Origin of the sequence: Pedobacter jeongneungensis, from assembly GCF_000633455.1 — a bacterium.
GTDB classification, from domain to species: domain Bacteria; phylum Bacteroidota; class Bacteroidia; order Sphingobacteriales; family Sphingobacteriaceae; genus Pedobacter; species Pedobacter jeongneungensis_A.
In genome coordinates this window covers 144,414-158,434 of record NZ_AYMG01000020.1, presented here as the reverse complement: position 1 = coordinate 158,434, position 14,021 = coordinate 144,414, and the positions used below count along the sequence as shown (strand labels likewise).

Below are 14,021 nucleotides of genomic sequence, written 5' to 3'. Positions count from 1 at the left end.
GTTTTTTATTTTTTCAGTCATCAGTAACGTGTTACAGTTTTCAATTTACAGTATCAAATTTACCAGACTCCCATATCTTGGATGATAAGATGGCTGGTACCGGATATAACCCATCAGTATTAGTTCTTTTATATAACGGTGGTATGTTGCAATGCTATGAATATGCGCATGCTCCATTACCCGTTTTCGGCTAATGTTAATGGTCTTGACCATTCCTTCGGTAATACCGATTTGAAAAATGGCAAGGATCAATACCATATGTATTACCTTAATCTTTTTATCCCTGGTCATTATTGAAATGTACCTGAATAGTAAGGCTGTTTGATTTTCATTTCTTCCGCTCATCTCCTCCCGTATTAATCAAACAATTTTTCAATTTCTTTTATACTGTAATAATATACCCCAAGTATTTTCTTCGGCTTCACCGCACCGCTAATTCGGAGATTTTGAAGTGATCCAAATGAAATTTTGAGTAATTTCTTCACCTCTGCACTTTTTAACCATTGGTCGGCAATAGAAGTGGAAGGGTGGGCTACTGCTAAAAGCTCAGCTATATCCTGAACAATCTGCTGCCTGAATCTTTCCAGGTCTTCTTTGGTTATCGGTTCTCCGCACATAATCTCTTTCTCTATTTATAATTTCAAAATCTTGTAATCCACACTATCTATCAGAGATCTAATCCATTATAAAGCGGATCAAACTTGCTTTCCTTTTATAAAATGAAGGTTCATAGACCAGGTATCCATATTCATTTAATTCCCTTATCAGGCGGTGATAAGTATTACTGCTCGATATTTTGGCATACACCATTGCCTGCGCTGCAAAAATTTTCAACGTCTCCTCACCTCCCTGTTCCGACCATTTTTTTAACAGCACAGCAAATAATCCCAGATGCGCAATACAAATTCTTGGGTCATCCGATACCTTATCTAAAAAGCGGGAAAGAATATCTCCTGATACTATTTTAAGACTTGATTGCATGTCCATTTTTTCTACTACTTTTCTGTGCCTGGGATTTGCTCATATCCTGGTTGTGGGACTCTTTTATACTCTGAATATGTTTTCGAGGATTTAGCTCATTAGGTGAAATCTTTTTGTTACTGGCATTGTAAACTTCAATCTCCCTTTTCTGTGGATTTACCTGAAGCGAAAAAATTTGAGATGCATTTTGGATTATCACCTCGAACTCCAACCTTTCACCTTTTTGCAGACGTATCTTACAATCTTCAATATCCAATTTGGCTTCTTCCTTAAATGGAAGCTTCAATAGCGATTCTTTAAGATTAAAATGGCTATACTTGTCCGGGAAGGATTTAATTCTATAATTACCGTCAGCATCTTTATCCGTAAAATCAAGTGCCTGCCAACCGTTTACGGGATGACTGATATAGACTGCTCTTTCTGAAAGTAAGTGAAAAGCTTCTTCGCTATTGAACGTATAACCAGGTTCCACGTTAAAAGCATGTTCTTTTTTATCTTTTGTCTGCTCGTTGAAAAGTGTTGCCTTATACTGCTGGAAAATAAAGTTTTGATTTTCATCCTTACTGAATTGGAGCTGAAAATCCATCCTGTCCCGTTCATTAACATAAAAGGAAACAGGGAGGGAAAAATCTTTCCCCTCCTTCATTTTTGTTTCTGCTTCAGCAATAGAGTTTCCGAAGCCGGTTTTCGCCAGGGAGGTTCTCACCTCCTCTATGGCCATTTGTTTTGATTGGCTAACCCTGGCTTCTTCTTTCTGGAATTTAAATGAATTAATGATCCTGCCTATAAACCTGACAATTACATTAGGATACAGAATCCGCTCCAGATTTCTTCTTTCCTGTTTTAATAATTTCATCTGGAAAAGGTCATCCTCACTGAACCGGTTAAATCTTAAACTGATCCGATCCAGACTCGCAATTTGCTCCTTAATAAACAAAGAACTTTTAAGCACCTTTTCTGAAAAGATCCCCTCATTTGCATAACGGTGAGCCCTGCTCTGCCATTTCTTTAATTCTTTTTCCAGTAAATTTTCCATAGAAGTTGCTTAAATCAGTTAGTTGCTTAAACTTTAGGGCCAGACTTCTTTACTTTATTTTTCTTCTTGTGGCCTTCATCATCATCCGATGGTTCTCCGCTATCATCATTCTTTTTGGAAGCAGTATTTTTAGCCTTTGTTCCATCATCCGAAACCTCTCCTCTCTGGCTTTCAGATTGCTGCATATCCTTTCCGCTGGACTGTTGCCTTTTCATGTTCAGGCTAATTGGATTCATATTGGCATCGTAAAGATCAAGGGTCTTTGAGGCCGGGTTGGCTTTCACAGACATCTTTTCGGTTGTACCGTCCAGATGTTCATAGGTTACACTTTGAAGGTTTCCCCTGTAAAGTGAATCCACCAATTCTTTGGCATACTGCTCATTTTGCAGCTCCTTGATAGGGTATTGATCCAGCTCAGCTTTCATATCGAAACCGTAGATCTTTTTTATTGGGTAAGTTCCATCATCATTTGGGTTTTTAAAATCCAAAACCTGCCATGCATTATACTTTTGGTTCTTTAACTCATCATCTTTGTCTATTTTGACAAAGTTGTTATTGACAGCCCTTTCGCAGGCCATGTTGTAGGCTTCCTTAAGCGTGACCGTACTATTGATCCACTCGGGCTTCTGTTGATTATTGATGAACACAGGATCGGGATTTTTAACCTGGATTTTCATCCTGATCATTTCACCATTCTCTTTTTTGACTGCTACCTCATACGAATTGAAATAAAAGTCTTCTTTATGTTTCCGTAGGTAAGGTTTTGCAATAACCTCATCATTGCCGTATTTTTTCTGTAGCTCCATTGTAAAGTCAGGTTTCCCTTCTTTTACGGCATTCGCTATACCGGCCCGCAACTCTTCCTGTGGCAGATCGCCTAAGCCTGTGTATAAAAGCTTTTTTCCCAGTCTTGCTATTTTATGCTCTTCCATTTTTTAAATTTTACTTAGTGGACAATTCTTTCCTTAATTCCTATGATGAGTAGTTAAACCATTACTCGATTTTGCTGGATGCAAGGATGTGTTTGTTTTCGACCTTTAATTGCAGATGCCTTCCTCCTCCCTGCTCCATTAGCCTGATAGAAAGGAATTTTTTATCCGGAATGGTGAATTTGGATAGCGTGATCACAAAATTCTGATGGGACTTCCCTCTTATGATTTCCGCATTGCCGACCTGCTCTATTGGCTGGAGCTCTATTTCCTGGGAGGCGGTTCGCTTTGACTTCTTCTTATCCACAATAAAAAGACGTAAAGCATCCACATTGTAATCAATATTGGAATTATTGGTCAGGCCAAACTGGAAATACAGCTTGTCGTCTTTAATGTAAATGCCATCTACGGTGAAATCAAGATCGTAATCATACGTTTTGATATTTTTCATGATGGGCATTTTAGTGCTGAGCTGCTCCGTTATATCATATACCCTGGCCTCATTATCGCTCCTGTAGGTAAACAAAGCATCTGTTCCGGGATAGTTTTTATTACTGCCCACCTTAATATTCAATACCGGAGGCTGGTCTGAATAATTCAGCACATAGGAATAGAGTTTACCGTCCGCAGTAACCACCGTCAGGTTGGTTTCCGAAAAACCCTGTTTGGCAGCTTTTACCTGTAGCAGGTTTTCAACGCCCTTTGCAACCTGGACAAGCACATCTTTACTGCCCTTATCGACACTTTTAATAGCATAGGGAAAAAGCAGGTTGGTCGTTTTTGAATAGGTTACCAAAAGCGGCGAAGCCTGGATGGTATTTTGCTGTACACTAATAAGGGCCTGAGCCATTGCCTGCACATTTAAACATAAGAGGATAACTAACGATGTCCATACTGCACTTTTCTTTTTCATCATCGTTGTTTTTAAAGATTAAATAATTGATTTTACTGGTTGCCCTGTTTTTGCTTTTCATCACGGAGCAACACCTTATAGCCAGCTTTGAGCGTAACTTTAATAAGCCTGACTTTTTTACTGAAGAGTGATTTGGCGGCCTCTACCCCAGCTCCTGCAGCCTGCACACCAATGGAAGTACTCATCGAACCAAAGTTTACATCCTGGATGGCCCGGTCTGTAGATTCTTTAGCTACTTCCCTGGCAATAGCACCGGGTATATAGATCCCGTCAATACCATCAATATCTATTACGCTAAGGGCTACCGGGAATAAGGATTTTTTAAAACGGATACCGTCAATTTTAATCGCCAGCCGTTCCCCGTTGAGCGCTGCAGTGCCATAAATAAAATTGTTCTTTGGTATTAGCTTTCCGTTGATATAAATGTCGTCAAGAAGGCGCAACTTCACCGTTGATCCATTGACCAGGGTTTGATTTTCAGAAACCACCGCATCTATTGCATTCTGATCAATATCTGAATCCGGCTGTTCTTCGGTTGAGAAAAACCCATTACCTTCTGGCCCTGGTTTTACGGGAGCATTTTTCGGTCCTTCCAGCGAGGAAACAAATTGCCGTTTGCCGGGAAGCCCAACAGCAAATACCTGGCCTTTATGCTGCTCAGATGATTTCCTGATCTTTTCCTGCACCCGCTCGGGATATTGAAGATCAAGCACCTTTTCGAGCATCCCATCCAATTGCTGTGTTTCGGCATCTTCATCCGGGCTGCTTCCCTGCATCTGCTGCATCATTTTTTCCAACCGCTGCAGCGACTCATTGTCACCGGCAGGTGCGGCATTCCCATATTTATTTTGCGGTGCTGAAGCCATTTGCTGCTGATTCAGCAATTGGTCCAGTTGCTGCAACCTTTGATTGATCCTCATTTCATTCGGATCATTGTATCCGCCTCCAGCATACGGGCTGGTATTCATGGTAATTGATGATCCGGTACTTATCGGAGCCGGGAATGAAAGACCCACTGCTCCCGAATCGCTGCCGGAGGCTGATGTATTACCGCCATTATCCTGCTGGTCAGCTATCTTCAGGGAATCTTTTGCTGCCTGGTCATAAAAAGCCATTTTGTCCAGTCCCTTTTCTTCTTTCAGCCGGGCATCTGGCAATTTGTTATTGATACCCATATTCGCTTCTGTTGCTGCTGCCCGCTCCACCTTTCCCCCACCCATCGCCCAAAAGAACAGGGTAAGAAAAGGCAGTACCAGGACCGGCGCAATGAGCAGGAACTTTTTACGTTTTTCGGTTAACGCTTGTGTTTGATTTTCCATAATTATTGGTTTTTTAATTGTTGATAATACTTTTCTATCGTTACCAGGCTATCCATGAGGCCTGGCCTGGAGCGCAGCAGGCTGTCCCTTTTTAGCCGACCTTCAGCACTTGCGCCCAGGCTGTCCAGTGACATGCGAAATCCATGGATACGTTCATAGACTTTATCCGGTATCCCGCTTCTATGCTCTTCCCTGTAAATCCCTGAAGTCTGGGGAACTTTGATGGAATAGTTGGCGGGGGCAGCCTTTATATCGTTGGTAAAAGCTGAGATCGATACGTATCCAGATAACGCAACCATCAGTATCATAAAGCAGGTTAGCGCAATCCACCGGCTTTTTAAACCCATGCCATTGAACACATTGTTCATAACCCTCGCCCATCCTTGTTGGACCTGCTCCAGTTTCCTGGCAAGCAAGAGCGCAAGACGTCCCCCGCTAAGCGTGAGCTTTTCTTTTCTTTTTCGAGTCTTAAACATGATTATCGGCTTTGGGTGGTCAGGTCTTTATTTTCAAGGGTATGCCATTTCTCGATCAGGAATCCATGTGGATTATTATCACTCCTGGTGACGTTTCTCAAATAGCCTTCCGTGATCAGGGAGCGCAGGGTTGTTGTGGAGGGTCTTATGATTTCCTGTTTGCCATAAAAGCGGAAAGCAAAAGGATAGCTGTCTGTATTGACAGAAATACTATCCACAAGAACGCTTTGGCTAACATTGCCGGAAATGACGCTACTGTAGTAGTTACCTTCCTTTAAATTATCGTACTGTTTCTTCGCTGATTCGTCGGCCAGGTACAAGGCTTTGGTGACACCGGCAACAATAGCTTTTTCATCGGGTGCAAGGCTGAAAAAGAACTGATGGAAGGAACGGATGTGATCCCGGGCTTCTACCGGGATATTATCTTTCCGTTCCGCTCCATAGGCTTCGAGTGCCTTTCCATTAGCAAGCACGTAGATCCTGCTTTGCGCTTTGGTCACAATACGGTAACAGGTAAAGGACCAGTAAGCACCCAATGCAAGTACAATACCAAGCGCTATTATAAAAAAGCTGCGTGTCTGCCGGAAGGCAGTATCTATATTTTTTGTTTTGCTGAACATCATTATCACATTTTCTCTTCACTGTTGAAAAATTATTTTATTCTTTCGGTGCCGGGGTTCCGCTGAGCTTATCTGCCATGTAAGCACTGGTACGTCCAATGGCTGTTCCAACAGCTCCCGATTTACCTTCTGCGCTGGCACCTTCGTAGCCCCGTCCCATATCTTTACGAAAATTCCCTAATGCCTCTGCTGCACCTGCGGTTTTCTGAGCACCGTAATTGCCCATGCTGCTTGTTGATACCACAGCCAGGTTAGTTACTTTTTGCAGCATGGCACCGGCGCCCCCTGCGTTCACAATAGAATTGGCAACTGAAGGAACCGTGAAGTAGCCGATTATCCCGATAATCATAAATACCAGATAGCCGAGATCTGTGGAGCTAAAAAAGGTATCCCCGGTCTGATGAATCTGACTTAAATCCAGTTTGAGCATCTGCTCCTGTATTTTACCGATTATGGCCCCGAAAATGTTGGCTACGGGTAACCACAAAAACACATTCATATACCGGGCGATCCAGCTGGTGAGGGTGTGCTGGAAACCGTCGAAAACGGCAAGGCCAAACACAAGCGGCCCGAGTATTGCAAGTACAATAAGCTGGAAAGTCCGCAGGGTATTTATACATAATGCTGCTGCCTGGAAGAGGATCTGAAGGATTTCAGACATCCACTGTTTTACCGTATTGCGGAAATTATAGGATGCTTTTTCAAAGAAAAACTGCATGTCGCTTCCGATGGATTCAAATACGTTCTGGCTGGAAGGATCTTCATTCCCATGAGTGTATCGGTACCACCGGTCTTTATCACCTTCCTTATTTTCCCCTACATACATTTTCCAGGTTTCCGATTCCTTTACCTTTTTTTCTTTTTCCAGCAATAATGCAGCTACAGCCTGATCCGTGTTTTTAACCATAGCACTGGTCCCGGATACGGGCGGCTTCAAAATTCCATTGATAAGGCCCAGCACAGAGGGAAAGATCAATACACAAAAGCCCAAAACGAAAGGCCTGAATAAAGGATAAAAGTCTACAGGTTCTGCATTGGCGATATGTCGCCAGATGCGGGAAGCAATGTACCAGGTGGCGGCAAAACCTGCTATGCCTCGGCCAACACCTATCAGCTGACTGCAAAGGGGGATCATCTCATTGTACAGTTGGTCCAATACGTTTTGCAGACTTCCGATATTTTCGGCCATACCGCTCTGTGCGTGTCCGATCAGGGGCATGGCAATGCCCACTGCCACCATTAAGGCGGTTACAAATAAGTATTTCATAATGTTGCTCTATTTTATATCTGACATTTTACGAACACCCTCTATTTCTGAAAGTTGTTTCCGGCGCTGGATGACCAACATGGATGTGCTTGAATTAAAGCTCTTGAGAAAGGTGGTCTTATCTTCCATATCTGCATAGATCCGGTCAATTTCCCTGATCCTTTCGTCATCGCTCATCCTTAATTTATTCGCTGTCACCACATTGGCCAGGTCATCCAGGTTACGCAGGCTCTCTGAAGTCAGCCTGCCATAAACACCACTGATGTACTCAATCTCCTTCGGATTAAAGCATCCGGCAGTTTTAAAGCGGTTGAATGCGGACTTGTAAACTTTTACCAGCCGGACCTGGTAATTAATGATGCCTGCGACTTTATAATACTTCTGTACAGCCGGGCTAACCTGCAAAAGGCCGTCGAGAAAGAGTTCGTGCATATTAAAATTCCCCTCCGAAATATTTTTGATCGTCCCGTACCCATTACTGACAATAGTGTAACCCTTTTTCAGGTCTGTAAGAATGGATTTAAGCTGCGCCAATTTTTCAATGTTGAGCGCCAGCTGCGCTATCTCATCGGTCTGTGCATTGGCTTTTGAGATAAAACCCAAAAACATTATGACTACCCATAGCATGATTAAGTATTTTTTCATTTTAGTTTCCTTTTAAACCGTACCAGGTACGGATGTTATCAAGATCATTCTTTTCCTTGCTCCGTTGAACAGCAAGCGTGATAATAGAGGTGCTGAAGGCGTTTGCAAAATCAAGCTGACCAGTACTTTCCTTATACAATAGGTCTATGCGTTCGATCCGCTCATTGTCTTTCATCTCCAGCTGCCCGCTTTGTACTACCTGTTCCAGTTTTTCGACAGTCTGATTACAGTCTGCTTCCAGCCTTTGGAAAACACCATCAAAATATTTTTTTTCAAGGCTGCTGAAAATGCCGGACTGATTATATTCCCGCTTTATGCGATCTACCTTTTTTGCAATCAATTCCTGCTGCTCTAAAATATCCCGGCCTCTGGAATACCTGCCAACTTCCGGGTTAACCGTTTTCAAGGAATTGAAAAAATCAGAATGCAGACCGAAGTCGCCGTTTTTAATGGAGCTAATGGTATTCAGGCCTTTCTTTGAAATATCGTAACCCTTTTTCAGATAACCGCCATATACCTTTAGGGCAGCGATCTGTTCCAGCAGGTATTTTTTCTGGGTTTTCTTTTGCCGGAGCCATTCGTCGAATGTTTGTGCCCTGACCGCACCTGTACTCAAAAATACCAGGAGCAGTATTATTATTATTTTCTTCATTTCCTGTCGCCTAATATGGGTTATTGTAATCCGTACATTTTCTTGATCACTGCTATTTCTTCGGCCGACTTGCCCCGGCTTAGGCTAAGCATCGCGTTTTGCTTATTAAAAACCTGCAGGTCTGCATAATTCTGTTCCATTTTCTCAGCCGCCGCATTAATGATCTCAATGCGTTTCGCATCGGTCATCTGCGTTTTAAAGGAATTGGCTACAAGCATGATCTGGTCAATGTTTTTTAGGGTTTCACCCAAAATGCCATTAAAAACACTGCTCATGTATTCAATCTCCTTTAAAGTAAAGTGGCTATCGTTACGCAAAAGACCCCAGGCATGGTTATATTCCTTGATCAGCCGGCTTTGCTTGTTGGTAATATCTTTGATGCGCTGGTAATAGCTGATGATGCTTTTCACCTTTTTCAGTTCATCAAAGTACTTTTGATATAGCTCCTTTTGCTTATCGGTCCAGTCCGTGATCTGATCCAGCTTTAGTTTGGACATTTCATTTTCCAGTACCTTTTGGGTATTCTGCAACCAGATCACTTTGTTCTGCTGCCGCTGGATCTTTAGATCGATGGCTTTGATTACTTTTTTTGCTGCACCTTTTATCAGGTCCAGAATGGGGATCTGAGCCGATACTTTTACCGGCAGGAAAGCAACGATGAAGACAATTAGCGCAATCTTAAAAATTTTCTTTCTCATGGTTTTTGCTTTATTGTTCATCAAATTCTTCAACACGATAGCCGTAAGACATTTCCTGTTCTACAAAGATCTTTTTGCGTAAACTGTCGAAAATACAATACCGGTTACCACCTATCTCAATTAAATGCCCATTGGAATGCCAACCATAGGTCGCAAGCCAGGTGGCTTCAACAAAAGGGTCCTCATGTAAATAACCGCTTAGTGTTACCCGGTATAAGCTGCCCTCCTTCGTTATCTTTAAAGTCCTGACTCCTGAAGATGGCTCCAGTCCCCGGGAGACGTAAACGGTTTCTTTTTTTATGGAGTTTAATGCTGCTAAGTGGCCTGTAAAAAAAAGATTAACGATCTTGAGCACCTGCACAGCCCTTTCGATTAAATTTGGCTTTTTCATTGTTATTAAATTTGAGTGAATAATGGTTTTTGCGTTTTCATATCAGCGACCAACGCTGCTATACCTTTTTGAATACTTCCATATTTCTTAGTGTACTGCGCTACCAATACCTTTTCTTTCTCTTCTGTTGAATAAGCATAATACTCTTCAGGAGAAACTTCGGTGCGGTAGACCCTGCTTTGAATACCGGCAAGGCTGATGAAGACTTCTTTATATTTCAGACGGGGATCGTTGGCCTTATTTACAGAAAGAACCAGCGCCTTTTCCTTATCGGTCAAGCCGAGCAGCTCCTGTATCTGGTCGAACTTATTCTGGTACTTGCTTTGATCGAGCAGGATCTTACAATCTGAATTATTAATGATAGCCTGCTTAACTACAGGAGAAGAAATTATATCTTCTATATCCTGAGTGACTACCATTGCTTCCCCAAAGAACTTCCGGACCGTTTTAAAAAGGTATTTTATATATTCTGCAAACCCCTCCTTCATCAAAGCCTTCCAGGCCTCTTCGATAAGGATCAGCTTGCGTACACCTTTCAGCTTCCTCATCTTGTTAATGAAGACCTGCATTATGATAATCGTACAGACCGGAAAAAGAATTTTGTGCTCCTTTATCGCATCAATTTCAAATATTACCAGGCGCTCCTGTAACAGGTTCAGATTCTCTTTTGCGTTGAGCAAATAATCAAACTCACCTCCTTTGTAATAAGGGCGGAGGACATAAAGGAAATTATTTACATCAAAATCTTTCTCTTTTACGCCGTCTTTTTCCAGCGCCGGAACAAAGTCTTCTTTCAGGAACTCATAGAAGGTATCGAATCCCGGAAACAGGTCCGCATTATGATCCAGCTTTTCGTAGTAAAGCTGGATGGCATTACTGAGCGCTACATATTCACTCCTTTTGAAAGCCTCGTCCTCACTTTTCCAAAGCGCGACAAGTAAGGTCTTGATACTTTCTTTTGTTTCGGTATCCAGGCTGTCACCCTCACCAATAAAAAACGGATTAAATTTTATAGGGTTATCTTCAGAATAGGTGAAATAATAGCCCCCTACCAAATCACAGAGTCCTTTATAGCTATGACCGACATCTACAATAACAATATGGGTACCCTGTTCGTAATAGCTCCTGCAAAAATGGTTTGTCCAAAATGATTTCCCGGAGCCACTGGGGCCAATCAGAAATTTATTCCTGTTCGTGGTGATTCCCCGGAGCATCGGTTCATCACTAATATCCACATGTACAGGTTTTCCGGTAGGCCTGTCCCCTAAGCGAATGCCTACAGGACTGAGTGATGTACGGGAACCGGTTTCCTGATTGAAAAAGCAGGTAGCCTGTTCGGTAAACGTATCAAAGGAATCGTTCATCGGAAAATCGGCTTCGTTCCCGGGTATGCCAGCCCAGAATATCTGCGCTGCACCTGCAGTTTCCTGTTTGGCAACGGCATCCATTTTGGCAAGTGCCGAGCTGACCTGGTTTTTCAGGTCTTTCAGCTGGTCTTTGTCTTTGGTCCAGACCAGGATATTGAAATGCGCTTTTACCGGAAGCCTTTGTTCTCCTATGGCCTCGTTTAAAAAATCATTTGTTGCATCCCGGGATATACTATTTTCCCGGCTGTAAGCAGATAAAGACTGAAGCCTTAATCTTTTGCTTTCCAGTTTTTTGATGGTTTTCTGGGCATCATCAATAAATACATATTGATTGTAAATGTGGTTGCAGGGCAAAAGCTGCCCGAGCGGACTGGCAAAGCCAACGGAGAATTTTGTCTTATCCGTACTGTATTTATCGTAGTTGATCCTGCTGCCGCAAAGGGCAGGAAGATCTGCTGCGTCTCCCAAGGTATATAGCTGGCAATGTTGGTCACCCACCTGTATGTCACCTTTATTGAACTGGGTATCCTTAACAATAAATTGATCTGTTTCTTCAGCAAGAAAGCAATACCGTTCAATAATGCCCATTGTCCGTTCATCGCTGTAAAAATCGGCATCCTTCAGCCGTTTCATTTCCACAAAACCGCTATCCTGCATGATCTGCCGGAACTGTCCGCAGGCATCCAAAAAATCCTGAAGCATGGCAGCCTTAAGCGTCTGCTCAGGAACGATGCTCCGGCGCAGCAGGTTTGAAAACAACGAGCTGCCGTTTTTACGGCCTGCCGGTTTTTTGGTCAGGAAGATATAACAGCTGTGATCAAGGTAAGGGCGCTCGTTAAAAAAGCGGTCACTGCTCCTGGATAGAAAGCTGGTGTCTTCTTTTTTAAAATCGGGTTTGAATTTGGCGTCTATAAACCAGTCCTGTTTATGCAGTATGCTGTGTTTAGGTAATACCTTGATGGCTTTTACCCACGCCTGGTGGAACGCCTCATATTCACCATTCGATAAGGAAAATAGTTCCGGCAGCTCAACTTTAAAGCCTACCGTGATATCTCCCTGTTTGCTGAGCACACAATCGTGCTCGATGCCCATCATGGGCATTAAATCATCAATCCACTTTTCCATCTCACAATTCCTTAAATGATTTTCTTTTTGGACCTTATAATTTTGGCCCCTTATTTTTCTTTTCTTTAGCAGGCAGTTTTTCTTGTTCTATATCTATATCCAGCTTTTTCTCTTTCCGGTTAAACTCGATAATTTCCGGGATTGAAGTTTCAGACCAGGGTACTTCCCTGGCAATTGAATGTTGCGTGAGTCCATAACGCATTATTGTTTCCTCCAAATCCCAACCACCCATCCTTGCGTATCCCACCGGATCAAGGTACTCTTCCATGGGGATCTCGATAATGACAATATTGTTAGGTAACTCTATGATTTCCCTTAGATCAAGCTCACGGTATTCATGATTTACAGGATCATAAGAAACCCAATAGTACTTCCCATCCGCGGTGCTGTCATACGCTATATCGGGGAACTTTATTCCTTCAGAAAGGAAATCATCTTTTGGACGCAGGGCATCCATTTTTAAATCAACATAAAAAGGATGGCCCTTAATCTCAATGACCGGAAGAATTCCACTAAGCCGCTGCGCTAACGCATCCCTGTTTACTATTAACTCAAAATCGGTTTTATCCTTTATTTCTTCTATTGTCTTCCCGGTCTTCAGGGACATGCCTACCGGGTCAGAATCACCCATTGAAGGAATTTTTACTTCCTTTACATTATCACTATCGTCGCTTTCGATATTTTTTGTATCTAAATCAAAATCCAGAATATAATGGCTTCCCCTATAATACATTTCGCTATACTGGATTGAATTATTGGGTTTGTAGGCTTGCCGGATTTCTTCCTTCATCACATCCACGATAAATTCTGTTCTTTCTATATTGATCCTGGGCAATGTTCTCGGAAGCTGATTAATGGAGTCCGAAATATTATTTTCGGCAATATCAAGTCCCAGGATAGAGCTTTCAATGGGGATAATTTGTGCTACATGATACGTTATACCCGGGTCGATATTCTCAGGGTCACCATTATCTCCATGGAGTTGCTGCCAGGCCACTTCATCCAGATCGCGGTAAGCCGGAAGTACAAATTCTACAATATGTTCCGGTGGAAGATTTACCGTATTGTCCGGAAAAACAACCTGCTCCCGTTTTTCGAGATCATAATGTCCAACATACTCCCATTCATCATCCATCATAATCCTACAATCTTTGAGATCCACAATCTTAAGACCTTCTTCAACCGGGTGCAATAGCTGGTTTTTCAAATCTACCAGGTACACCGTTCCTGCTATATCAACTTTTACCTTTTCACGTTCCATCCTCACAAAAAATTACTTTATCTTTTATTCGCCGGTTTCCTAAAAACCTTTCTACTGTTACACTTCACTACTTTGGGTATGCTACGGGATGCCATAAGCTTCATCATCCCATGCTCGCCGTATTTATTGCTCATTCCGTAAACTTTATAAACCAGTCCAGACCCGGCGGTCAGGATGATCGCAATACAGATATACTGGTTGACGCCAATAATGTAAAGCGTGGCAAAGAGAACCAGCAGCCCAAGGATTCCGGCACCCAGATACCATATATATTGAGCCTTAAGCCCTTTAAACTCGATACTTTTGTTGATCCCTTTATTGATCGCATATACACTGGCCAT

The 14,021-nt window shown here is 42.5% G+C and carries 17 protein-coding genes; all 17 read right to left on the bottom strand.

What is annotated here, in order from left to right; all coding sequences use genetic code 11:
• Positions 1-45: 45 nt before the first annotated feature.
• Positions 46-345, bottom strand: coding sequence for a hypothetical protein (locus U859_RS0119290; RefSeq protein WP_025144960.1), 300 nt, complete (start codon positions 343-345; stop codon positions 46-48).
• Positions 346-356: 11 nt separating this feature from the next.
• Positions 357-617 (bottom strand): DNA-binding protein, encoded by a 261-nt coding sequence (locus tag U859_RS0119285; protein ID WP_025144959.1) that lies wholly within the window; start codon positions 615-617, stop codon positions 357-359.
• 58 nt (positions 618-675) lie between these two features.
• Entirely contained in the window at positions 676-987 is a 312-nt protein-coding gene (locus U859_RS0119280) for a hypothetical protein (RefSeq protein WP_162800000.1), read from the bottom strand.
• A complete protein-coding gene (locus tag U859_RS0119275; RefSeq protein WP_025144957.1) occupies positions 965-2,017 on the bottom strand; it encodes a hypothetical protein in 1,053 nt (350 codons plus the stop codon). The genes U859_RS0119280 and U859_RS0119275 overlap by 23 nt, the downstream gene beginning before the upstream one ends.
• A 26-nt stretch (positions 2,018-2,043) precedes the next feature.
• Entirely contained in the window at positions 2,044-2,949 is a 906-nt protein-coding gene (locus tag U859_RS31255) for a hypothetical protein (RefSeq protein WP_025144956.1), read from the bottom strand.
• Positions 2,950-3,010: 61 nt separating this feature from the next.
• Complete coding sequence (gene traN / locus U859_RS0119265; RefSeq protein WP_084153113.1) at positions 3,011-3,862, bottom strand: conjugative transposon protein TraN; 852 nt, start codon at positions 3,860-3,862, stop codon at positions 3,011-3,013.
• A gap of 29 nt (positions 3,863-3,891) precedes the next feature.
• Positions 3,892-5,178, bottom strand: coding sequence for a conjugative transposon protein TraM (gene traM / locus U859_RS0119260; protein ID WP_025144954.1), 1,287 nt, complete (start codon positions 5,176-5,178; stop codon positions 3,892-3,894).
• A 2-nt stretch (positions 5,179-5,180) separates the two neighbouring features.
• Positions 5,181-5,654, bottom strand: coding sequence for a hypothetical protein (locus U859_RS0119255; protein WP_025144953.1), 474 nt, complete (start codon positions 5,652-5,654; stop codon positions 5,181-5,183).
• Positions 5,655-5,656: 2 nt separating this feature from the next.
• Positions 5,657-6,274, bottom strand: coding sequence for a conjugative transposon protein TraK (gene traK / locus U859_RS0119250; protein WP_025144952.1), 618 nt, complete (start codon positions 6,272-6,274; stop codon positions 5,657-5,659).
• 37 nt (positions 6,275-6,311) lie between these two features.
• Positions 6,312-7,541 carry a conjugative transposon protein TraJ gene (gene traJ, locus U859_RS0119245; RefSeq protein WP_025144951.1) on the bottom strand — a complete coding sequence of 410 codons (1,230 nt, stop codon included), beginning with the start codon at positions 7,539-7,541 and terminating at the stop codon, positions 6,312-6,314.
• Positions 7,542-7,550: 9 nt separating this feature from the next.
• A complete protein-coding gene (locus U859_RS0119240; RefSeq protein WP_025144950.1) occupies positions 7,551-8,186 on the bottom strand; it encodes a hypothetical protein in 636 nt (211 codons plus the stop codon).
• A 1-nt stretch (position 8,187) separates the two neighbouring features.
• Positions 8,188-8,838: a hypothetical protein gene (locus U859_RS0119235; RefSeq protein WP_025144949.1), complete on the bottom strand. Its 651-nt coding sequence runs from the start codon at positions 8,836-8,838 to the stop codon at positions 8,188-8,190.
• Between the two features lie 20 nt (positions 8,839-8,858).
• Positions 8,859-9,536: a hypothetical protein gene (locus U859_RS0119230; protein WP_025144948.1), complete on the bottom strand. Its 678-nt coding sequence runs from the start codon at positions 9,534-9,536 to the stop codon at positions 8,859-8,861.
• A gap of 10 nt (positions 9,537-9,546) precedes the next feature.
• Positions 9,547-9,927, bottom strand: coding sequence for a hypothetical protein (locus U859_RS0119225; RefSeq protein ID WP_025144947.1), 381 nt, complete (start codon positions 9,925-9,927; stop codon positions 9,547-9,549).
• A 5-nt stretch (positions 9,928-9,932) separates the two neighbouring features.
• A complete protein-coding gene (locus U859_RS0119220; protein WP_025144946.1) occupies positions 9,933-12,419 on the bottom strand; it encodes a TraG family conjugative transposon ATPase in 2,487 nt (828 codons plus the stop codon).
• A gap of 34 nt (positions 12,420-12,453) precedes the next feature.
• Entirely contained in the window at positions 12,454-13,680 is a 1,227-nt protein-coding gene (locus U859_RS0119215) for a hypothetical protein (RefSeq protein ID WP_025144945.1), read from the bottom strand.
• A 17-nt stretch (positions 13,681-13,697) separates the two neighbouring features.
• Positions 13,698-14,021 (bottom strand): DUF4133 domain-containing protein, encoded by a 324-nt coding sequence (locus U859_RS0119210; RefSeq protein ID WP_025144944.1) that lies wholly within the window; start codon positions 14,019-14,021, stop codon positions 13,698-13,700.